Origin of the sequence: Planococcus sp. 107-1, assembly GCF_021513255.1 — a bacterium.
GTDB lineage: Bacteria > Bacillota > Bacilli > Bacillales_A > Planococcaceae > Planococcus.
This window is the reverse complement of the sequence record NZ_CP090977.1, coordinates 3,492,404-3,513,248: the sequence shown is the minus strand read 5'-3', so window position 1 is coordinate 3,513,248 and position 20,845 is coordinate 3,492,404. Positions and strand designations below refer to the sequence as shown.

The following is a 20,845-nucleotide window of genomic DNA, read 5'->3' as shown; positions in this document are numbered from 1 at the left end:
ACTCCACAATGAGTGTCCTACAACCCCAAGAGGCAAGCCTCTTGGTTTGGGCTGTTCCCGTTTCGCTCGCCGCTACTCAGGGAATCGCATTTGCTTTCTCTTCCTCCAGGTACTTAGATGTTTCAGTTCCCTGGGTCTGCCTTCTCATGTGCTATGTATTCACACATGGATACCGCCCCATTAAAGGCGGTGGGTTCCCCCATTCGGAAATCTCCGGATCATCGCTCACTTACAGCTCCCCGAAGCATATCGGTGTTAGTGCCGTCCTTCTTCGGCTCCTAGTGCCAAGGCATTCACCGTGCGCCCTTTCTAACTTAACCAAGTGGTTTGTTAAAAAGTGGATCCCAATTGGGATCGTGCTTGCATGAATTGCTTGTTTTCATTTGTTTCAATGTCGTTTTATCCAGTTTTCAAAGAACAAGTTCATTTATAAAAAATGATTGGTGGAGCCTAAGCGGGATCGAACCGCTGACCTCCTGCGTGCAAGGCAGGCGCTCTCCCAGCTGAGCTAAGGCCCCAAGAAGAAAAATTATGGTGGGCCTAAATGGACTCGAACCATCGACCTCACGCTTATCAGGCGTGCGCTCTAACCAGCTGAGCTATAGGCCCTCTTGGGAATATCAAAATTGAAAAATTCACATGAATCCTTCAAAACTGAACGCAAAACGTCAACACAAGATCTAAGATCTTGTTTCCGAATAAATCCTTAGAAAGGAGGTGATCCAGCCGCACCTTCCGATACGGCTACCTTGTTACGACTTCACCCCAATCATCTGTCCCACCTTCGGCGGCTGGCTCCACTAGGGTTACCCCACCGACTTCGGGTGTTACAAACTCTCGTGGTGTGACGGGCGGTGTGTACAAGGCCCGGGAACGTATTCACCGTGGCATGCTGATCCACGATTACTAGCGATTCCGGCTTCATGCAGGCGAGTTGCAGCCTGCAATCCGAACTGAGAACGGTTTTCTGGGATTGGCTCCCCCTCGCGGGTTGGCTGCCCTTTGTACCGTCCATTGTAGCACGTGTGTAGCCCAGGTCATAAGGGGCATGATGATTTGACGTCATCCCCACCTTCCTCCGGTTTGTCACCGGCAGTCACCTTAGAGTGCCCAACTGAATGCTGGCAACTAAGATCAAGGGTTGCGCTCGTTGCGGGACTTAACCCAACATCTCACGACACGAGCTGACGACAACCATGCACCACCTGTCACCGCTGTCCCCGAAGGGAAAGCCTTGTCTCCAAGGCGGGCAGCGGGATGTCAAGACCTGGTAAGGTTCTTCGCGTTGCTTCGAATTAAACCACATGCTCCACCGCTTGTGCGGGCCCCCGTCAATTCCTTTGAGTTTCAGCCTTGCGGCCGTACTCCCCAGGCGGAGTGCTTAATGCGTTAGCTGCAGCACTAAGGGGCGGAAACCCCCTAACACTTAGCACTCATCGTTTACGGCGTGGACTACCAGGGTATCTAATCCTGTTTGCTCCCCACGCTTTCGCGCCTCAGCGTCAGTTACAGACCAGAAAGTCGCCTTCGCCACTGGTGTTCCTCCACATCTCTACGCATTTCACCGCTACACGTGGAATTCCACTTTCCTCTTCTGCACTCAAGTTCCCCAGTTTCCAATGACCCTCCACGGTTGAGCCGTGGGCTTTCACATCAGACTTAAGGAACCGCCTGCGCGCGCTTTACGCCCAATAATTCCGGACAACGCTTGCCACCTACGTATTACCGCGGCTGCTGGCACGTAGTTAGCCGTGGCTTTCTGGTGAGGTACCGTCAAGGTACCAATAGTTAGTTGGTACGTGTTCTTCCCTCACAACAGAGTTTTACGATCCGAAAACCTTCGTCACTCACGCGGCGTTGCTCCGTCAGACTTGCGTCCATTGCGGAAGATTCCCTACTGCTGCCTCCCGTAGGAGTCTGGGCCGTGTCTCAGTCCCAGTGTGGCCGGTCACCCTCTCAGGTCGGCTACGCATCGTGGCCTTGGTGGGCCGTTACCCCACCAACTAGCTAATGCGCCGCGCCCATCCTGCAGTGACAGCCGAAACCGTCTTTCCGTGAAGCCTCAGGTGAGGCTTCAAACTATTCGGTATTAGCACCGGTTTCCCGGAGTTATCCCGATCTGCAGGGCAGGTTGCCCACGTGTTACTCACCCGTCCGCCGCTAAACACTTGGAGCAAGCTCCAAGTGTTCCGCTCGACTTGCATGTATTAGGCACGCCGCCAGCGTTCGTCCTGAGCCAGGATCAAACTCTCCATTATAGAGTAGTATTGATTGCTCAATGCTGGCGCATCGCCGTCTCCGAAAAGACGCGCGATTCGCTTTGATCTGGCTAAGCCTGATCAGTAAGTTGTGGCGCGGACCCGGAGGTCCGTTGCCGATATTGTTGACGTTTTGCTGTTCAGTTTTCAAGGTTCATTATAAAAATTGGTGGAGCCTAGCGGGATCGAACCGCTGACCTCCTGCGTGCAAGGCAGGCGCTCTCCCAGCTGAGCTAAGGCCCCATTGAATGGTCGGGAAGACAGGATTCGAACCTGCGACCCCTTGGTCCCAAACCAAGTGCTCTACCAAGCTGAGCTACTTCCCGAACTTAAATGCTGAGTGTAAAAATATGGCGCGCCCGAGAGGACTCGAACCTCTAACCGCTTGATTCGTAGTCAAGTACTCTATCCAATTGAGCTACGGGCGCTTATTCATGATAAAAACCTGACGGTTTTTTTCTGCAAACAAAGATGGTGCCGAGGACCGGAATCGAACCGGTACGGTAGTCACCTACCGCAGGATTTTAAGTCCTGTGCGTCTGCCAGTTCCGCCACCCCGGCATGGGTCGGCTTTGAATTGCTGCAAAAAATTGGAGCGGAAGACGGGGGTCGAACCCGCGACCTCCACCTTGGCAAGGTGGCGTTCTACCACTGAACTACTTCCGCAAAAATGGTGCGGGTGAAGGGAGTCGAACCCCCACGCCCGAAGGCGCTAGATCCTAAGTCTAGTGCGTCTGCCAGTTCCGCCACACCAAGCGTGGCAATAATGAAATTAAAATGGTGAGCCATGAAGGATTCGAACCTTCGACCCTCTGATTAAAAGTCAGATGCTCTACCAACTGAGCTAATGGCTCTCATGAAAAGTGGTGCCGGAGAAAGGACTTGAACCCTCAACCTACTGATTACAAGTCAGTTGCTCTACCAGTTGAGCTACTCCGGCGAAAGAGAAAAAATGGTGGAGGATGACGGGATCGAACCGCCGACCCTCTGCTTGTAAGGCAGATGCTCTCCCAGCTGAGCTAATCCTCCAGTATGTATGCCCAGCGACGTCCTACTCTCACAGGGGGAGACCCCCCAACTACCATCGGCGCAAAAGAGCTTAACTTCCGTGTTCGGGATGGGAACGGGTGTGGCCTCTTTGCCATCATCACTGGACTATTTGGTTTTTGAAAGACAAGTTTTATTATACCAATTCTGACCGGTATTTCAAGCTTTTTTTAAAAAACTTTTGCCTTATTCTTTCAAAACTGGATATTCGACATTGAATACAGGAAACGCGCGCTTCAGAAAGCAATTTGGTTAAGTCCTCGATCGATTAGTATTCGTCAGCTGCACGTGTCGCCACGCTTCCACCTCGAACCTATCTACCTCATCGTCTTTGAGGGATCTTACTTGCTTGCGCAATGGGAAATCTCATCTTGAGGGGGGCTTCGTGCTTAGATGCTTTCAGCACTTATCCCGGCCACACATAGCTACCCAGCGATGCCCTTGGCAGAACAACTGGTACACCAGCGGTGTGTCCATCCCGGTCCTCTCGTACTAAGGACAGCTCCTCTCAAATTTCCTGCGCCCGCGACGGATAGGGACCGAACTGTCTCACGACGTTCTGAACCCAGCTCGCGTACCGCTTTAATGGGCGAACAGCCCAACCCTTGGGACCGACTACAGCCCCAGGATGCGATGAGCCGACATCGAGGTGCCAAACCTCCCCGTCGATGTGGACTCTTGGGGGAGATAAGCCTGTTATCCCCGGGGTAGCTTTTATCCGTTGAGCGATGGCCCTTCCATGCGGAACCACCGGATCACTAAGCCCGTCTTTCGACCCTGCTCGACCTGTACGTCTCGCAGTCAAGCTCCCTTGTGCCTTTACACTCTGCGAATGATTTCCAACCATTCTGAGGGAACCTTTGGGCGCCTCCGTTACTCTTTAGGAGGCGACCGCCCCAGTCAAACTGCCCGCCTGACACTGTCTCCCACCCCGATCAGGGGTGTGGGTTAGAATTTCAATACAACCAGGGTAGTATCCCACCGACGCCTCCTCCGAAGCTGGCGCTCCGGGCTCAAAGGCTCCTACCTATCCTGTACAAGTTGCACCAAAATTCAATATCAGGCTACAGTAAAGCTCCACGGGGTCTTTCCGTCCTGTCGCGGTAACCTGCATCTTCACAGGTACTATAATTTCACCGAGTCTCTCGTTGAGACAGTGCCCAGATCGTTACGCCTTTCGTGCGGGTCGGAACTTACCCGACAAGGAATTTCGCTACCTTAGGACCGTTATAGTTACGGCCGCCGTTTACTGGGGCTTCAGTTCGCACCTTCGCTTGCGCTAAGCACTCCCCTTAACCTTCCAGCACCGGGCAGGCGTCAGCCCCTATACGTCACCTTACGGTTTTGCAGAGACCTGTGTTTTTGCTAAACAGTCGCCTGGGCCTATTCACTGCGGCTCTCTCGGGCTGTAACACCCTACCAGAGCACCCCTTCTCCCGAAGTTACGGGGTCATTTTGCCGAGTTCCTTAACGAGAGTTCACTCGCTCACCTTAGAATTCTCTTCTCGCCTACCTGTGTCGGTTTGCGGTACGGGCACCTCCCGCCTCGCTAGAGGCTTTTCTTGGCAGTGTGAAATCAGGGACTCGAGGATGAATCCTCTTGCCGTCACAGCTTAACGTATCAGGAATGGGATTTGCCTCATTCCACGCCTCACTGCTTGGACGCGCACAACCAACGGCGCGCTCACCTTATCCTTCTGCGTCCCCCCATTGCTCAAACGGCGGGGAGGTGGTACAGGAATATCAACCTGTTGTCCATCGTCTACGCCTATCGGCCTCGACTTAGGTCCCGACTGACCCTGAGCGGACGAGCCTTCCTCAGGAAACCTTAGGCATTCGGTGGACGGGATTCTCACCCGTCTTTCGTTACTCATACCGGCATTCTCACTTCTAAGCGCTCCACCAGTCCTTCCGGTCTGACTTCAACGCCCTTAGAACGCTCTCCTACCACGGACCTCAGATGAGGTCCATCCACAGCTTCGGTAATCCGTTTAGCCCCGGTACATTTTCGGCGCAGTGTCACTCGACCAGTGAGCTATTACGCACTCTTTAAATGATGGCTGCTTCTAAGCCAACATCCTGGTTGTCTAAGCAACGCCACATCCTTTTCCACTTAACGGATATTTGGGGACCTTAGCTGGTGGTCTGGGCTGTTTCCCTCTTGACTACGGATCTTATCACTCGCAGTCTGACTCCCAATCATAAATCACTGGCATTCGGAGTTTGTCTGAATTCGGTAACCCGGGATGGGCCCCTAGTCCAAACAGTGCTCTACCTCCAGGATTCTAAACGATTGAGGCTAGCCCTAAAGCTATTTCGGAGAGAACCAGCTATCTCCAGGTTCGATTGGAATTTCTCCGCTACCCACACCTCATCCCCGCACTTTTCAACGTGCGTGGGTTCGGGCCTCCAGTAAGTGTTACCTTACCTTCACCCTGGACATGGGTAGATCACCTGGTTTCGGGTCTACAACTGCATACTCATTCGCCCTATTCAGACTCGCTTTCGCTGCGGCTCCGCCTTCTCAGCTTAACCTTGCATGCAATCGTAACTCGCCGGTTCATTCTACAAAAGGCACGCCATCACCCATTAACGGGCTTTGACTACTTGTAGGCACACGGTTTCAGGATCTGTTTCACTCCCCTTCCGGGGTGCTTTTCACCTTTCCCTCACGGTACTGGTTCACTATCGGTCACTAGGGAGTATTTAGCCTTGGGAGATGGTCCTCCCGGATTCCGACGGAATTTCACGTGTTCCGCCGTACTCAGGATCCACTCGGGAGATCCGAACCTTTCAGCTACAGGGCTGTTACCTTGTCTCGCGGACCGTTCCAGGTCGCTTCGCTTAAATTCGGATTTTGTAACTCCGCAATGAGTGTCCTACAACCCCAAGAGGCAAGCCTCTTGGTTTGGGCTGTTCCCGTTTCGCTCGCCGCTACTCAGGGAATCGCATTTGCTTTCTCTTCCTCCAGGTACTTAGATGTTTCAGTTCCCTGGGTCTGCCTTCTCATGTGCTATGTATTCACACATGGATACCGCCCCATTAAAGGCGGTGGGTTCCCCCATTCGGAAATCTCCGGATCATCGCTCACTTACAGCTCCCCGAAGCATATCGGTGTTAGTGCCGTCCTTCTTCGGCTCCTAGTGCCAAGGCATTCACCGTGCGCCCTTTCTAACTTAACCAAGTGGTTTGTTAAAAAGTGGATCCCAATTGGGATCGTGCTTGCATGAATTGCTTGTTTTCATTTGTTTCAATGTCGTTTTATCCAGTTTTCAAAGAACAAGTTTGAAGTCACAAAACAGGCTCACGCCTGAAGGGTGAACCTTCAAAACTGAACGCAAAACGTCAACACAAGATCCGGAGATCTTGTTTCCGAATAAATCCTTAGAAAGGAGGTGATCCAGCCGCACCTTCCGATACGGCTACCTTGTTACGACTTCACCCCAATCATCTGTCCCACCTTCGGCGGCTGGCTCCACTAGGGTTACCCCACCGACTTCGGGTGTTACAAACTCTCGTGGTGTGACGGGCGGTGTGTACAAGGCCCGGGAACGTATTCACCGTGGCATGCTGATCCACGATTACTAGCGATTCCGGCTTCATGCAGGCGAGTTGCAGCCTGCAATCCGAACTGAGAACGGTTTTCTGGGATTGGCTCCCCCCTCGCGGGTTGGCTGCCCTTTGTACCGTCCATTGTAGCACGTGTGTAGCCCAGGTCATAAGGGGCATGATGATTTGACGTCATCCCCACCTTCCTCCGGTTTGTCACCGGCAGTCACCTTAGAGTGCCCAACTGAATGCTGGCAACTAAGATCAAGGGTTGCGCTCGTTGCGGGACTTAACCCAACATCTCACGACACGAGCTGACGACAACCATGCACCACCTGTCACCGCTGTCCCCGAAGGGAAAGCCTTGTCTCCAAGGCGGGCAGCGGGATGTCAAGACCTGGTAAGGTTCTTCGCGTTGCTTCGAATTAAACCACATGCTCCACCGCTTGTGCGGGCCCCCGTCAATTCCTTTGAGTTTCAGCCTTGCGGCCGTACTCCCCAGGCGGAGTGCTTAATGCGTTAGCTGCAGCACTAAGGGGCGGAAACCCCCTAACACTTAGCACTCATCGTTTACGGCGTGGACTACCAGGGTATCTAATCCTGTTTGCTCCCCACGCTTTCGCGCCTCAGCGTCAGTTACAGACCAGAAAGTCGCCTTCGCCACTGGTGTTCCTCCACATCTCTACGCATTTCACCGCTACACGTGGAATTCCACTTTCCTCTTCTGCACTCAAGTTCCCCAGTTTCCAATGACCCTCCACGGTTGAGCCGTGGGCTTTCACATCAGACTTAAGGAACCGCCTGCGCGCGCTTTACGCCCAATAATTCCGGACAACGCTTGCCACCTACGTATTACCGCGGCTGCTGGCACGTAGTTAGCCGTGGCTTTCTGGTGAGGTACCGTCAAGGTACCAATAGTTAGTTGGTACGTGTTCTTCCCTCACAACAGAGTTTTACGATCCGAAAACCTTCGTCACTCACGCGGCGTTGCTCCGTCAGACTTGCGTCCATTGCGGAAGATTCCCTACTGCTGCCTCCCGTAGGAGTCTGGGCCGTGTCTCAGTCCCAGTGTGGCCGGTCACCCTCTCAGGTCGGCTACGCATCGTGGCCTTGGTGGGCCGTTACCCCACCAACTAGCTAATGCGCCGCGGCCCATCCTACAGTGACAGCCGAAACCGTCTTTCCGTGAAGCCTCAGGTGAGGCTTCAAACTATTCGGTATTAGCACCGGTTTCCCGGAGTTATCCCGATCTGCAGGGCAGGTTGCCCACGTGTTACTCACCCGTCCGCCGCTAAACGCTTGGAGCAAGCTCCAAGTGTTCCGCTCGACTTGCATGTATTAGGCACGCCGCCAGCGTTCGTCCTGAGCCAGGATCAAACTCTCCATTATAGAGTAGTATTGATTGCTCAATGCTGGCGCATCGCCGTCTCCGAAAAGACGCGCGATTCGCTTTGATCTGGCAAAGCCTGATCAGTAAGTTGTGGCGCGGACCCGAAGGTCCGTTGCCGTTATTGTTGACGTTTTGCTGTTCAGTTTTCAAGGTTCATGTTTGTCACCAACTCGTAATGGCGACTTTTCAATATTACCAGCTCGTTAACCAGAAGTCAACAGCTTTTTAAAAATATTTTTTCGTGATTCAATTACTAAAAACACGACATCAATTATTGTAGCACCTCTTACACTTCAGCGCAACACTTATTTCAAAAAAATAATAGGGCTCTGAATCAGTACTATTTCAGAACCCTATCATATATAGAATCAAAGAGATTAATCACGAGGACGCATTTGTGGGAACAACAAGACGTCTCTAATAGATGCTGAATTAGTCAGCAACATAATTAAGCGGTCAATTCCAATTCCTAATCCACCAGTTGGCGGCATGCCGTACTCCAATGCTTCTATGAAGTCTTCATCCATTTCATGAGCTTCATCATTACCTTCAGCTTTTTCGATTAACTGCGCTTCAAAGCGTTCACGCTGATCTATCGGATCATTTAATTCAGTGAAGGCATTGGCGTGTTCACGACGAACAATAAACAACTCGAAACGGTCAGTAAAACGCTCGTCTTCTGGATTTTTCTTAGCTAATGGTGATATCTCCACAGGATGGCCGTACACAAAAGTAGGCTGAACCAACTCTTCCTCGACCTTTTGTTCAAAGAACTCGTTTAAAATATGTCCTACTTCCATAGTAGGTTTTATTTCTACGTTGTGTTCTTTAGCTAAGGCTTGAGCTTGTTCTTTGGTCATTTGCTGCCAGAAATCTGCTCCTGTGTACTCTTTTACTGCATCTGCCATGTGCAGACGTTTCCAGCCTGGCGCTAAGTTGATCTGATCTTCGCCATATTGGACAGTAGTCGTGCCGAATACTTCTTGTGCAACATGAGCGATTAGGTTTTCCGTCAGTGCCATGATGTCTTTGTAATCTGCATAGGCTTCATATAGCTCAAGCATTGTGAATTCCGGGTTATGGCGAGTAGAAATTCCTTCGTTACGGAATACGCGGCCGATTTCGTATACTTTTTCTAATCCGCCAACGATTAATCGCTTCAAATGCAACTCAATTGCAATCCGAATATACAATTCCATATCTAGTGCATTGTGATGCGTAATAAATGGACGCGCCGCTGCTCCTCCGGCAATCGAATGCAACATTGGCGTTTCCACTTCTAAAAATCCTTGGTTATCCAAATAGCGGCGCATCGATTGGATGATGCGGCTGCGAAGGATGAACGTTTCTTTGCTTGTTTCACTTGTAAGCAAATCCAAATAACGCTGGCGGTAACGCTGTTCAACGTCTTTCAAACCATGGAATTTGTCTGGAAGCGGGCGAAGCGCTTTTGTTAAAAAGACAAATTCTTTCGCTTTAACGGATAATTCGCCTACATTTGTTTTAAAAACGGTTCCTTTGACCCCAACGATGTCACCCAAGTCTACTGAATTGTAGATTTCGTATGACTCATCGCCAATGGCGTCTTTGCGAACATAAATTTGGATTTGGCCTTGCAGATCTTGAACATGCGCAAATCCTGCTTTTCCTTTTCCGCGTTTGGTCATAATACGACCGGCAATCACAACTTCGTGTGGATTTTCTTCAAGTTCTTCTTTAGAAAACTCACCGTATTGATTGATGACTTCTTGAGAAGTGTGCGTACGTTCAAAACGTGCGCCAAAAGGATCCATTCCTTGTTCTCTGAAAGCCTGCATCTTTTGCCGTCTCACCAATAATTGATCATTTAACTCTTCTGACATGTCCTACACTCCTTTATTTATAAAAACCACGCTCGTTCGTGTATTAATCTATTGTACACAATTTCTCTTCAATCTACATAGAAAGCTGCCATAAATTTGAGGCGGCTTGTACTTTCCGCTTGAATTGCATCTTTTTTTATCTTCCGTTATCCAATAAAGTCTTCAAGGCTAATGTATGTTTTCCATAAACGGACGCCTTGCGCCGATGGTTTGACTTCATCCTTTAAAAACGCTGCAATCTCTACTAAGGGGATGAGCACGAAATCTCTTTCGTACATGCGTGGATGCGGAACGACAAGCCGTTCTGTCTGAATCGCCTCTTGATTATAAAGCAAGATATCGAGGTCTATGGTCCGGGGGCCCCACCTGATGAGGCGCTTTCGATCCAAACTCTGTTCAATTTCTTGGCATACATCCAATAAGTCGATTGCTGTCATGTCGGTGTGAAGACAAACCACCATATTCAAAAACGGCTCCTGGTCTGTATAACCGACAGGATCTGTTTCGTACAAAGAAGAAATGCTTTGTACCATAATTCGTGGATGCTGATCCAATAATTTCACGGCTTGCTTCAGCATATCGAAACGGTCTCCCATATTCGAGCCTAGCGAGAGGTAACTGATATTCATGCGAACTCCCCTCGTGTTAAGTCAATCGCGACGGATTTGTAATGGCCCGGAATCGGAGGGTCGGGTTTAATCAACTGCACCCGAATTCCTTTAACAAGCGGAAATTCCGATAAGATGCGGCTTGCCACTTCTTCCGCGACAGCTTCTACCAGTTTTTTCGGTTCGCCTTCCACTACAGATTTACACGTTTCATAAACTTCTCCGTAATGCACCGTATGTTCCAGCGCATCCGTCTCGCCTGCCCGCCTTAAATCAACCGCCAGCGAAACCGTCAAACGAAAGCGCTGACCGAGTTTGGTTTCTTCCGGAAAAACTCCATGATATCCGTAAAACTGCATCTCATTTAGATGAATAAAATCCATTACTCCACCCCTTTATAATTTCGTTTACCAGTTAAGACATCCATCATATGCACCGTACGGCTTGTTTCTTTCACATCATGAACTCTGACGATATGGCAGCCTCGCTCAACGCCATAGCACACCGTCGCTAAAGATCCTTCTAAACGTTCGGCAACAGGCAAATCCAATACTTTACCGATCAGCGATTTACGGGAAGTTCCAAGCAGCACAGGATAGCCAAGCGCAACGAATTGATCGAGATGCTGCATCATTTCAATATTTTGAGCAGTCGTTTTCCCAAAGCCAATACCGGGATCTAGCCATATGTGCGCTTTTTGGACTCCCGCATCCAAAGCGATCTGGATGCTGTTCTCCATATCTTTCTGTACATCTTCCCAGAAATTAACGTATGACGTATCGTTACGGTTGTGCATTAGAATGATTGGCACATTCCACTTGGCTGCAACGGCTGCGATTTCCGGTTCGTATTTAGCTCCCCAAATATCATTGATAATGTGGGCGCCAGCTGCAATCGCCGCCTCTGCCACTGCCGCTTTATAGGTATCGACGGAAATAAGAGCATTTGCCTCTTTGGCCAAAGCCTGGATAACCGGTACAACCCGATTGATTTCTTCTTCATCCGAAATCATGGTATAGCCCGGCCGGGTTGATTCACCGCCGACATCGATAATATCCGCTCCATCCTCCACCATTTGTTTAGCACGAAAGACTGCATTTTCGATGGTCGTGTAATTGCCTCCATCCGAAAAAGAATCCGGTGTAATGTTCAAAATCCCCATTACCCACGTTTTTTCTTCGAAGTTGATCTCCATTATGTACACCTGCACTTTCTAGTAGTTTCCATTGCCTTATCTTAACGCGAATGAACCCCTTTTTGCCACACAAAAAAGAGTATGCCAGAAGCACACTCTTTTTTCAGAAACACTTATTTTTCTTCGTCGAATTGGTAAAGCGGCGTGCTCAAATAGCGTTCGCCGTTTGACGGGATGATTGCCAATACTTTTTTCCCTTTGCCCAGGCGTTTTGCTAATTGAAGCGCTGCATAGATCGCCGCTCCAGAAGAAACGCCGCCTAAAATGCCTTCTTCACGAGCTGCTTTGCGAGCCGTTTCATAAGACTGATCATTGGTTACTTGAATGATTTCGTCGTAGATTTTCGTATCTAAGATATCTGGAACAAACCCTGCGCCGATTCCTTGGATTTTATGCGGGCCTGGCTTGCCGCCTGAAAGAACAGGTGAATCTGTCGGTTCTACAGCCGCAATAAGGATTTCAGGATATTTCTCTCTTAACACTTGGCCAGCTCCGGTGATTGTACCGCCTGTACCGATCCCAGATACGAAAGCATCTAGTTGGTCACCCATTGTTTCCACGATTTCCGGACCCGTCGTTAAACGGTGGATTTCAGGATTTGCTTCGTTTTTAAATTGCTGCGGCATAAACCAGCCATTTTCAGCTGCTAATTTTTCTGCCGTTTTGATGGCGCCATTCGGTCCGTTCATGCCGTCAGGGCCTGGAGTCAATACAAGTTCAGCGCCGTAAGCACGCAATAAATTCCGGCGTTCCATGCTCATCGTTTCCGGCATAACCAATACAGATTTGTAGCCTTTAGCAGCAGCAATCATTGCTAAGCCGATACCTGTGTTTCCACTAGTCGGTTCAATAATCGTGTCGCCTTCTTTTAAATCGCCGTGCTTTTCAGCAGCTTCGATCATCGCTAACGCAATGCGGTCTTTCACACTGCTGCCCGGGTTGAAATATTCCAATTTCAAATAAACTTCTGCATCCTCCGAACCTGTCAGACGGTTTAACTTTACGATAGGTGTTTGGCCGATCAAGTCAGCCACAGAATTTCCAATACGCGCCATTTGTCAACACTCCTAATCCCTACTAATTTTATCTGCATTATACTTTCTTCATCGTATCAGTGTTTTTGGAACTCTGTCAAATTGTATGAATCATTCAAAAAGGAGGCATCCCAAATTAATTTCGGGACACCTCCTTATCGAATTCATTAACAGCAAGGGGCTTTCCAATAAGTTTTTGCTCATTGAAAAACCCCTCATTTCACTCGCTATAAAACCATTCGGCATCAAATTCGTTCCAAAATGCTTCAGGCGTTACCGATTGCGGCAATTGCTCCAATGCCAGCTCGCGGCTAATATGCCCTGAAACTTCCTTGAAAGAAAAAGTTTGTCCATCCGCTTTTTCTGTAACGGTGATAATCGCGATATCTCCATTTTCCAAGGTCAACGGTTTTGACCATTTTCCGATATCCAATGAAGACGCTGTTTCAGAGATGACCGCATCAACAGAGGATTGCTTCGGAGAAATATACCCGATATCTCCTCCCAAACTGCCGCTCGCTGTATCAATCGAAAGTTCTCTCGCTAAAGCTTCGAAAGAAGAGCCGTCTTCAAGCTCAGCAATGGCTTCTTCTGCTTTTTGCATCGAATCAACCACGATCATGCGTGTACGATACGCATCTGGTACATCGTAAAGCGACTGATTTTCTTCGTAGAAGGCTTTGATTTGCTCCTCTTCAACGACGACGTCTTTTGTCAGCACTTTCTCTAGAATCAATTGCGCTTTCAATTTGTCGCGCACCCGCTCCGAATCTCCTGCAAAAAGAGCGGTTTCGGTGCTATCTTGAGCAGAGCGTAGCATGGCCAGTTCAAGATCCACTTCTTTATCCGTGACTTTGATGTCGTATTCCTTGGCCGCCGTCTCCATCACTTTCTGGTTGACCAATTCAAGCAAAGTGTCCCGGCCGTGCCGGTCTTCCATTGCCGCCAACCACTCTTCGCGCGTAATTTCGTCACCACTGACAGAAGCCACTTCTTCATTGGTTCCGCCTTTGTCATTCGGAATCAGCCACGCAATAAACCATAGTAAATTTCCGAGAAACAAAATGAGCAACAGGACAAGCAACGGCCCTGTTTTTAATTTTCGTCTTGGGCGCCCGGGTTCTGCCGGTGAAGGTGCGGGCCGCCGGCGATTAAGATTGGAGCTCATCGATGAACGCTTCTAATTCCTCTTTAGAATACTGGTACGTTTCCAGGCAGAAATGGCACTGGGCCTCAGCCATTCCATCTTCGCTGATCATCTGTTCAAGTTCCTTTTGCCCAAGGCCAATAAGCCCTGCTGCAAATCGTTCTTTTGAACAATTGCATTCAAATTTCACCGGCATTGTATCTAAGATCTGAATATTTCCTTCTCCAAGCACTTCTTCTAATATTTGCTGCGGGTTCAATCCGCGTTGAATCATTTTGGAAACCGGCTCAATCGAAGCTAAGCGTTTTTCCAATTGGCTGATGACTTCGTCTTCGGTATCCGGCATCAACTGAATGATAAATCCGCCTGCTGCCAAGATGGAATTGTCCGTATCGACTAAGACACCCAAACCGACAGAAGAAGGCACTTGTTCAGACACTGCGAAATAATAAGTGAAATCTTCCGCAATTTCCCCTGAAACGATCGGGCTCTGGCCCGTGAAGTTTTCGCGAAGGCCTAAATCTTTCACGACCGAAAGCATCCCTTCTTGCCCAACTGCCCGGCGCACATCCAATTTCCCTTTTTCATTCAAATCAAAATGCGTCTGCGGGTTTGTGACATAGCCGCGCACGCCGCCTGTCGCATCGCTGTCCACGAGGATGGTTCCAATCGGGCCTCCGCCATCAATTTTGATGGTGACTTTATTGTCTCCTTTGAGCATCGCCCCAAGCATAACACCGCCCGTCATGGTGCGCCCTAATGCAGCCGAAGCTGTCGGCCACATCATGTGGCGCCGCTGCGCTTCAGCGACCGTTTCAGTCGTATCGACTGCAAAAGCACGGACACTTCCGTTAAAAGCCAATCCGCGCACTAAATAATCTCCCACTGTGATCGTTCCTTTCTTTACGCTTGATTGCGTTTGTATATTAAATATAACCCTTTTAACGTCAAAAATGGGTCCACTTTATCGATTATGGCGGATTCGTTGGCAATTAGCGAGGCCATTCCGCCTGTTGCAATTACGGTTGGCTTCTTCCGGCTTTGCGCTTTCATGCGGCTGACAATGCCTTCTGCCTGGCCTACATATCCATAGACGATGCCCGATTGCATGGCGGCTACTGTATTTCGGCCCACGACATGGGACGGCTGAATGATTTCGATGCGCGGCAATTTTGAAGCACGGTCATAGAGAGCTTCTGTTGAAATCCCAATGCCTGGAGCAATGGCGCCTCCCATATACTGCTCCTGTTCATCGATATAGCAGTACGTCGTCGCTGTCCCAAAGTCTACAATGATAAGCGGAGCCGCGTATTCGTGGATGGCAGCCACGGCATTGACAATCCGGTCTGCCCCCACTTCTTTCGGATTATCGTATTTAATATTCAATCCCGTCTTAACGCCCGGACCAACCACTACAGGGGCCAGGTGGAAATACTTTTGACACATCCGCTCCAACGAAAACATAATGGGCGGAACAACTGAAGACATGATAATGCCCTTAATGTCGTTAAACGCCAAAGCTGCATCATTCAATAAAGCTTTGATCTGCATGCCGAATTCATCTTCTGTTTTATGGCGGACTGTTTCTAAGCGCCAATGATAAGCGAGTTGCTCTCGCTCATAAATGCCTAAAACAATATTGGTGTTGCCGACATCCATTACTAAAATCATATTTACGTCCCCATTTATCAACAATTTTTCCAACACATCATACCATATTTTTAGACAAATTTGAAAATGCCTCGTTCAAATTCGTTTCCCATTTGAGCGAATGAAAAAAAAGCTGCTTGCCGTCCCCTTTAAAGGATTCAGCAAACAGCTTTTTGATTTCATTTTACTTACGGTCTTCCTGGATTGGTCCGCGCGCTTCGCCTGTTTGGCCTTCTTTTGGCAAATCGCCTGCCGAAGGATCAGAAGGAGCACCGATTGCATCCGGATTTACTTCGTTGTCTTTTTTCAGATTCGGTGTAGTTGAATCATCGCCGAAATCTCCGTTTAACGCTTCATACGAGCGCTCAGGAAGTGTTCCGTGTTCTTTCAAGTGAAGAATTTGAGCCGCATCCAGCGTTTCAACTTCAAGCAATGTAGTCGCAATCAATTCAAGCAACTCTTTCTTTTCAGTCAGAATTTCTTTCGTGCGGATATACTGCTCTTTGATGATGCGTTGGATTTCTTGGTCAATCTCGAAAGCAATTGCATCTGAGTAGTTTTGTTCTGAGTTGAAGTCACGGCCCAAGAAGACGTTTCCGCCTTGCGCCTGACCGAATTGAATCGGCCCAATCTTATCACTCATCCCGTACTCGGTTACCATGCTGCGTGCAATAGCTGTCGCGCGTTGGAAATCATTGTGGGCACCAGTAGAAACTTCACCAAAAATCAAATCTTCCGCTACACGGCCACCAAGCAAGCCAGCAATCTTATCGAGCAATTCCGGTTTCGTCATAAAGTAACGATCTTCTCTTGGAAGCATGACAGCATAGCCGCCTGCTTGTCCACGAGGAACAATGGTTACTTTGTGCACAACATCTGCATCATCCAATGTCAAGCCGACAACGGTATGGCCAGATTCGTGGAAAGCCACGATATTGCGTTCTTTTTTCGAAATGACACGATTCTTTTTAGCAGGTCCCGCAATAACACGGTCAGATGCTTCATCCAGATCGGACATATCGATTTTCAATTTATTGCGTCTTGCAGCAACAAGTGCCGCTTCGTTTAAGAGGTTCTCTAAATCCGCTCCTGAGAAACCAGGTGTACGTTGAGCGATAGCTTTCAAATCAACGTTTTCCTCAAGCGGTTTATTGCGTGCATGAACTTTCAATACTTCTTCGCGGCCTTTTACGTCTGGACGTCCAACCGTAATTTGGCGGTCAAAACGGCCTGGGCGCAGAAGTGCCGGATCCAGAATATCTGGACGGTTAGTCGCTGCAATGATGATGACGCCTTCGTTTGCGCCGAAACCATCCATTTCAACTAGCAATTGGTTCAAAGTTTGTTCGCGCTCATCGTGTCCGCCGCCGAGGCCAGCGCCACGTTGACGCCCTACTGCATCAATTTCATCGATGAAAATGATACAAGGTGAATTCTTTTTCGCATTTTCGAAAAGGTCACGAACTCGGGAAGCCCCGACTCCGACGAACATCTCAACGAAATCCGATCCACTGATTGAGAAGAACGGAACACCCGCTTCTCCAGCAACTGCACGAGCCAAAAGTGTTTTACCAGTACCCGGAGGCCCGACAAGCAAGATCCCTTTTGGAATGCGTGCACCGATATCAGCAAATCTGCGTGGATCTTTCAGGAAGTCAACCACTTCCACAAGTTCCTGTTTCTCTTCGTCTGCCCCGGCAACATCCGGGAAGCGGACTTTATGCTTTTGATCGTCATACAGCTTCGCTTTGCTTTTACCGAAGTTCATCACTCGGCCGCCACCGCCGCCTTGTGATTGGTTAAGCAGGAAGAAGAAGAGGATGAAGATGATGATGAAAGGAATGATCCCCGTGAAGAATGAAACCCAACCGCTTGTCTGCGGAGCTTTCAAGTAATTTACTTCAACGCCATCTTGTGCTTTTGCGACAGCATCGATTTCAGCTGTCAATGCTTCGTTTTCCAATGGAATATTGGTAATGAAAGATTCGCCTTCTTCATAGCCGGCCATCTTCCCTGTTACTTCATAAACCATGGCATCTGGCTGAATGGTTACTTCCGTGATTTCGCCACTCTCCAGCGCGTCCAGAAATTCGTTATATCCTATATTTTTAGTCGGTTGGTTACTATTGTTAAATGTTCCCAAGATACCGATAATAACAAGGAAAATCAGTAAATAAAATATGGTGTATCGAAATATCCGATTCATCCTAAGCCTCCTCACAAAGTTTCCCAAAACTATACTAAATACTAACATAGGAACATTTAAGCATACAACGAAAAGCCCTTGCCGTTGCCGACAACTCCAACGTCTGTGACCAACTCTTGACTATTCTTCTTCCCCGCTGTAAACAGAAGGTTTTAGAACACCGATATACGGCAAGTTACGGTATTTTTCAGCGTAATCCAATCCGTATCCGACCACAAATGCATCCGGAACTTCGAATCCGATGTAATCCGCTTTCAAATCCACTTTGCGTCCAGACGGTTTATCAAGCAATGTAACGATTTTAATGGAATTTGCTTTCCGGTATTTAAATAGATCCACCAAATAACTAAGTGTCAATCCACTGTCAATAATATCTTCAATGATGAGAAGATCGCGGCCTTCCACACTTGCATTCAAATCTTTGATGATTTTTACTTCACCTGAAGAAACTGTCGCGTTGCCGTAACTTGAAACATCCATGAAATCCATTTCCACATAGCTGTCCATACGCTTCATCAAATCTCCCATAAACGGCATTGCGCCTTTTAATACGCCAATCGCCAAAGGATATTTGTCTGCGTAGTCACGCGCTAAAATAGCACCTAATTCTTTTGCCTTTTCCTGCAAACGTTCTTCAGTAATCAATACTTCTTCAATGTCTTTCTCTAGCATGGTGGACCTCCTATAATCCGCTTTTTGCGATCTTAACATATTGTTCAATTAATACCCAATCGTCTTCCGGCCGCTTTTTGCGGCTAAAAAAACAAGAATGGCGTAAACCTGGCACTAGCAGAACATCACCTTCTGCCGCTGCAATGACTGGCCAATTTTCCCGTTGCAGAGTAGGCACTTTTTCGTCAATCATCAAGCGTGCCACTTTTTTGGGGTGCTCCATTCCAGCAAGCTGGATGCGATCTCCCGGTTTTCGGTTCCTCAACACCATCGATGGCCTTTTCGCGGAATCGAAATACCAATAGGCGGCATGTTCTTCGTTGATTTGGCTGACCGGCACTGCTTTGTAGCGAAAACCATTCATTATTTCAGACCACTCCGTAGATATAGTGGAAATAACTCGTTGTTTCGGTTCAACCGATAAACGCCGGCCGAATAAAACCGTGTCGTACTCGCGAACCATCTGATAATGACCTGGCAAATGCAAAAAAACAGTACCTGACGAACTTCCCATCATTTCTCGGATTTGTTCTGCCAACTGCTTATTAATCGGCACTTCCTGCTCATTATATAGATAATTTAATAGTAGTAGAACCATTCTTTTTTGTAAAGCAAGTGCTTCTCCTGCGAACTTTTCCGCCGATAAAGAAATGCTTTCCTCATCGAAAACAGCTATTTCCTCCAATTTTATGCGGGCAAGCTCTTCGATGAACTGCCGGTCTTCCTGGATCGTTTCCGCAAGTTCTGCGAAATGTTCGGAAGCTCGGGGGTTCTCTTTTTTCAAAAGAGGCAAGATGGTATGGCGCACACGATTTCTCGTATAAGCCGTTTCTGCATTGCTGGAGTCTTCCCGATGGTTGATCTTTTCTTCAGCTGCATAGTTTGCCACTTCATCCCTCGTCACAGCGAGCAGCGGACGAACCAATTCACCGACTCCAAAAGGACGGCGCACCGGCATTCCGAAGTTGGCCGTTTCAAGCGTTCCCCGTAGACCCGATAGAAGAATGGTTTCAAGCTGATCGTCTGCATGATGGGCAGTCGCTAATTTATTGGCGCCGCTGGTGTTAAGAATTTCAGCGAAATACGCATAGCGCTGTTCCCGGCAAACTTGCTGTTTGTTGCCGCCTTCCGCCTTTAAGATGGCAGGAATCGGGATGTCCCGGCTAAAACAGCGGATACTCCATTCCCGGCACAGGCTTTCTGTGAAAATCCGGTCCTGCAAAGACTCTTCTCCTCGCAGCATATGATTTACATGCACGGCAGAAAGTCGAATGCCGTAATGCTGTTCGTGGGTTTTCAAGAAATGCAGCAAGACCAATGAATCGATTCCTCCAGAACACCCCACCAATACATGGTCTCCTCGTTCAAGCAAACGATGGCTCTCAATATAATCCATCAATTTCTGATGAAATGTGTTCATGAACCAGCCACCTCTTTTTGTTTCAATTTCAGTGTTCCAATACGCGATCAAATTATTTTCAACTTGCAATTGACACACCATCTATTCGATAGTATGATATTAAATGTTCGTTTAAACAAGGCGGCGTAGCTCAGCTGGCTAGAGCGTACGGTTCATACCCGTGAGGTCGGGGGTTCGATCCCCTCTGCCGCCATCATTTTTTCAAAAGCAGCATCCACACCGGATGCTGCTTTTTTTCATGCCAAAAAATCTTCTATTTGCTTGCGGTGATGGGCATCATGCTCAAGAATGCCCGCAAAATATGCAGCCGGATCCATTTCTCGCTGGCCGATGTGAAAATGGGAATGCCATTTTGCGTCTGTCATGCCTTCAATTTCCTGTACCAACAAGGCACGCTGCTTTTGGGCATGGGCCAACACTTCTTGGAATTTCATTGAAGCTACCGGTTTTACTGCGGCTTCATTAAACGCATCCACATCCGGCAATCTCTCCACTTCCGCACCTTGTTCCATTTGGGGCAAACGCTGCTCCCTCATAAAACGGTCCCATTCAGCCAAATGCATAATGATTTGGGCAATCGACCATTTCCCTTCAGCAATCGCCGTGTTCGCTTCCGCTTCCGTTTTCACCGAGGTATTCAGTGAGGCTAAAAAAACTTCATAATCATTCATCCCATTAATCAGTTGCGGTTTTTCCATCCTTGCACCCCTCCAGCTTTGTTTTATAAAAAAAACGCTTCCCAATTGAGAAGCGTTTCAGTTTAAATTGTTAAGCTGTATTGAAGCATTTTCCTATGCTATTAAAACA

12 protein-coding genes, 12 tRNA genes, 4 rRNA genes and 1 other annotated feature are annotated in these 20,845 nt (G+C 48.5%); of the genes, 1 reads left to right on the top strand and 27 read right to left on the bottom strand.

The annotated features are described in order from the left end of the window. Positions 1 to 320, bottom strand: a sequence feature (23S ribosomal RNA rRNA prediction is too short). Between the two features lie 121 nt (positions 321 to 441). From L0M13_RS18275 to tilS, 26 genes are all read right to left on the bottom strand, one after another. Continuing rightward, positions 442 to 518: transfer RNA gene (locus L0M13_RS18275), tRNA-Ala, on the bottom strand. A 14-nt stretch (positions 519 to 532) separates the two neighbouring features. Continuing rightward, a tRNA-Ile gene (locus L0M13_RS18270) sits at positions 533 to 609 on the bottom strand. A gap of 101 nt (positions 610 to 710) precedes the next feature. Next, positions 711 to 2,258 (bottom strand): 16S ribosomal RNA (locus tag L0M13_RS18265). 167 nt (positions 2,259 to 2,425) lie between these two features. Then, positions 2,426 to 2,501: transfer RNA gene (locus tag L0M13_RS18260), tRNA-Ala, on the bottom strand. Between the two features lie 6 nt (positions 2,502 to 2,507). Further along, positions 2,508 to 2,584: transfer RNA gene (locus L0M13_RS18255), tRNA-Pro, on the bottom strand. Between the two features lie 25 nt (positions 2,585 to 2,609). After that, positions 2,610 to 2,686, bottom strand: a tRNA-Arg gene (locus tag L0M13_RS18250). A gap of 44 nt (positions 2,687 to 2,730) precedes the next feature. Then, a tRNA-Leu gene (locus tag L0M13_RS18245) sits at positions 2,731 to 2,819 on the bottom strand. A gap of 30 nt (positions 2,820 to 2,849) precedes the next feature. Continuing rightward, positions 2,850 to 2,924 (bottom strand) — tRNA-Gly (locus tag L0M13_RS18240). A 5-nt stretch (positions 2,925 to 2,929) separates the two neighbouring features. Next, positions 2,930 to 3,015: transfer RNA gene (locus L0M13_RS18235), tRNA-Leu, on the bottom strand. Positions 3,016 to 3,036: 21 nt separating this feature from the next. Further along, positions 3,037 to 3,112: transfer RNA gene (locus L0M13_RS18230), tRNA-Lys, on the bottom strand. A 10-nt stretch (positions 3,113 to 3,122) separates the two neighbouring features. Further along, a tRNA-Thr gene (locus L0M13_RS18225) sits at positions 3,123 to 3,198 on the bottom strand. A 13-nt stretch (positions 3,199 to 3,211) separates the two neighbouring features. Then, a tRNA-Val gene (locus tag L0M13_RS18220) sits at positions 3,212 to 3,287 on the bottom strand. A gap of 9 nt (positions 3,288 to 3,296) precedes the next feature. Next, positions 3,297 to 3,413: ribosomal RNA gene (gene rrf, locus L0M13_RS18215) — 5S ribosomal RNA — on the bottom strand. Positions 3,414 to 3,553: 140 nt separating this feature from the next. Further along, positions 3,554 to 6,487, bottom strand: a 23S ribosomal RNA gene (locus tag L0M13_RS18210). A gap of 206 nt (positions 6,488 to 6,693) precedes the next feature. After that, positions 6,694 to 8,243 (bottom strand): 16S ribosomal RNA (locus L0M13_RS18205). Together the 16S, 23S and 5S rRNA genes with 11 tRNA genes alongside form the textbook arrangement of a ribosomal RNA operon. A 378-nt stretch (positions 8,244 to 8,621) precedes the next feature. Then, positions 8,622 to 10,106: a lysine--tRNA ligase gene (gene lysS / locus L0M13_RS18200; protein ID WP_235197786.1), complete on the bottom strand. Its 1,485-nt coding sequence runs from the start codon at positions 10,104 to 10,106 to the stop codon at positions 8,622 to 8,624. A gap of 146 nt (positions 10,107 to 10,252) precedes the next feature. Then, positions 10,253 to 10,735: a 2-amino-4-hydroxy-6-hydroxymethyldihydropteridine diphosphokinase gene (gene folK / locus L0M13_RS18195; protein ID WP_235197785.1), complete on the bottom strand. Its 483-nt coding sequence runs from the start codon at positions 10,733 to 10,735 to the stop codon at positions 10,253 to 10,255. Next, positions 10,732 to 11,097, bottom strand: a complete 366-nt coding sequence (gene folB / locus L0M13_RS18190; protein WP_235197784.1) for a dihydroneopterin aldolase — start codon at positions 11,095 to 11,097, stop codon at positions 10,732 to 10,734. Before folB ends, folK begins: the two co-directional genes overlap by 4 nt. Continuing rightward, complete coding sequence (gene folP, locus L0M13_RS18185) at positions 11,097 to 11,909, bottom strand: dihydropteroate synthase (protein WP_235197783.1); 813 nt, start codon at positions 11,907 to 11,909, stop codon at positions 11,097 to 11,099. The genes folB and folP overlap by 1 nt, the downstream gene beginning before the upstream one ends. 113 nt (positions 11,910 to 12,022) lie before the next feature. After that, entirely contained in the window at positions 12,023 to 12,964 is a 942-nt protein-coding gene (cysK, locus tag L0M13_RS18180; protein WP_052649495.1) for a cysteine synthase A, read from the bottom strand. 199 nt (positions 12,965 to 13,163) lie between these two features. Continuing rightward, positions 13,164 to 14,111: a peptidyl-prolyl cis-trans isomerase gene (locus L0M13_RS18175; RefSeq protein ID WP_235197782.1), complete on the bottom strand. Its 948-nt coding sequence runs from the start codon at positions 14,109 to 14,111 to the stop codon at positions 13,164 to 13,166. Further along, a complete protein-coding gene (hslO, locus tag L0M13_RS18170) occupies positions 14,095 to 14,976 on the bottom strand; it encodes an Hsp33 family molecular chaperone HslO (RefSeq protein WP_235197781.1) in 882 nt (293 codons plus the stop codon). Before hslO ends, L0M13_RS18175 begins: the two co-directional genes overlap by 17 nt. Before the next feature lie 17 nt (positions 14,977 to 14,993). Then, positions 14,994 to 15,761 (bottom strand): type III pantothenate kinase, encoded by a 768-nt coding sequence (locus L0M13_RS18165; RefSeq protein WP_235197780.1) that lies wholly within the window; start codon positions 15,759 to 15,761, stop codon positions 14,994 to 14,996. Positions 15,762 to 15,924: 163 nt separating this feature from the next. After that, the gene (gene ftsH, locus L0M13_RS18160; protein ID WP_235197779.1) at positions 15,925 to 17,946 is read right to left on the bottom strand and encodes an ATP-dependent zinc metalloprotease FtsH; all 2,022 of its coding nucleotides are present in this window, start codon (positions 17,944 to 17,946) and stop codon (positions 15,925 to 15,927) included. Positions 17,947 to 18,066: 120 nt separating this feature from the next. Continuing rightward, positions 18,067 to 18,618 (bottom strand): hypoxanthine phosphoribosyltransferase, encoded by a 552-nt coding sequence (gene hpt, locus L0M13_RS18155; protein WP_235197778.1) that lies wholly within the window; start codon positions 18,616 to 18,618, stop codon positions 18,067 to 18,069. 10 nt (positions 18,619 to 18,628) lie between these two features. Continuing rightward, entirely contained in the window at positions 18,629 to 20,038 is a 1,410-nt protein-coding gene (tilS, locus tag L0M13_RS18150; RefSeq protein WP_235197777.1) for a tRNA lysidine(34) synthetase TilS, read from the bottom strand. Positions 20,039 to 20,157: 119 nt separating this feature from the next. Between tilS and L0M13_RS18145 the strand changes: the two genes are divergently transcribed. Further along, a tRNA-Met gene (locus tag L0M13_RS18145) sits at positions 20,158 to 20,231 on the top strand. Between the two features lie 43 nt (positions 20,232 to 20,274). On the opposite strand, the gene L0M13_RS18140 is transcribed toward L0M13_RS18145, so the two are convergent. After that, positions 20,275 to 20,736 (bottom strand): DinB family protein, encoded by a 462-nt coding sequence (locus tag L0M13_RS18140; RefSeq protein ID WP_235197776.1) that lies wholly within the window; start codon positions 20,734 to 20,736, stop codon positions 20,275 to 20,277. Positions 20,737 to 20,845 lie beyond the last annotated feature (109 nt).

Bases quoted from the DNA above. Each gene is read 5' to 3' on its own strand.
- lysS (WP_235197786.1), bottom strand. From the start codon at position 10,106: ATGTCAGAAGAGTTAAATGATCAATTATTGGTGAGACGGCAAAAGATG.
- folK (WP_235197785.1), bottom strand. From the start codon at position 10,735: ATGAATATCAGTTACCTCTCGCTAGGCTCGAATATGGGAGACCGTTTC.
- folB (WP_235197784.1), bottom strand. From the start codon at position 11,097: ATGGATTTTATTCATCTAAATGAGATGCAGTTTTACGGATATCATGGA.
- folP (WP_235197783.1), bottom strand. From the start codon at position 11,909: ATGGAGATCAACTTCGAAGAAAAAACGTGGGTAATGGGGATTTTGAAC.
- cysK (WP_052649495.1), bottom strand. From the start codon at position 12,964: ATGGCGCGTATTGGAAATTCTGTGGCTGACTTGATCGGCCAAACACCT.
- L0M13_RS18175 (WP_235197782.1), bottom strand. From the start codon at position 14,111: ATGAGCTCCAATCTTAATCGCCGGCGGCCCGCACCTTCACCGGCAGAA.
- L0M13_RS18165 (WP_235197780.1), bottom strand. From the start codon at position 15,761: ATGATTTTAGTAATGGATGTCGGCAACACCAATATTGTTTTAGGCATT.
- ftsH (WP_235197779.1), bottom strand. From the start codon at position 17,946: ATGAATCGGATATTTCGATACACCATATTTTATTTACTGATTTTCCTT.
- hpt (WP_235197778.1), bottom strand. From the start codon at position 18,618: ATGCTAGAGAAAGACATTGAAGAAGTATTGATTACTGAAGAACGTTTG.
- tilS (WP_235197777.1), bottom strand. From the start codon at position 20,038: ATGAACACATTTCATCAGAAATTGATGGATTATATTGAGAGCCATCGT.
- L0M13_RS18140 (WP_235197776.1), bottom strand. From the start codon at position 20,736: ATGGAAAAACCGCAACTGATTAATGGGATGAATGATTATGAAGTTTTT.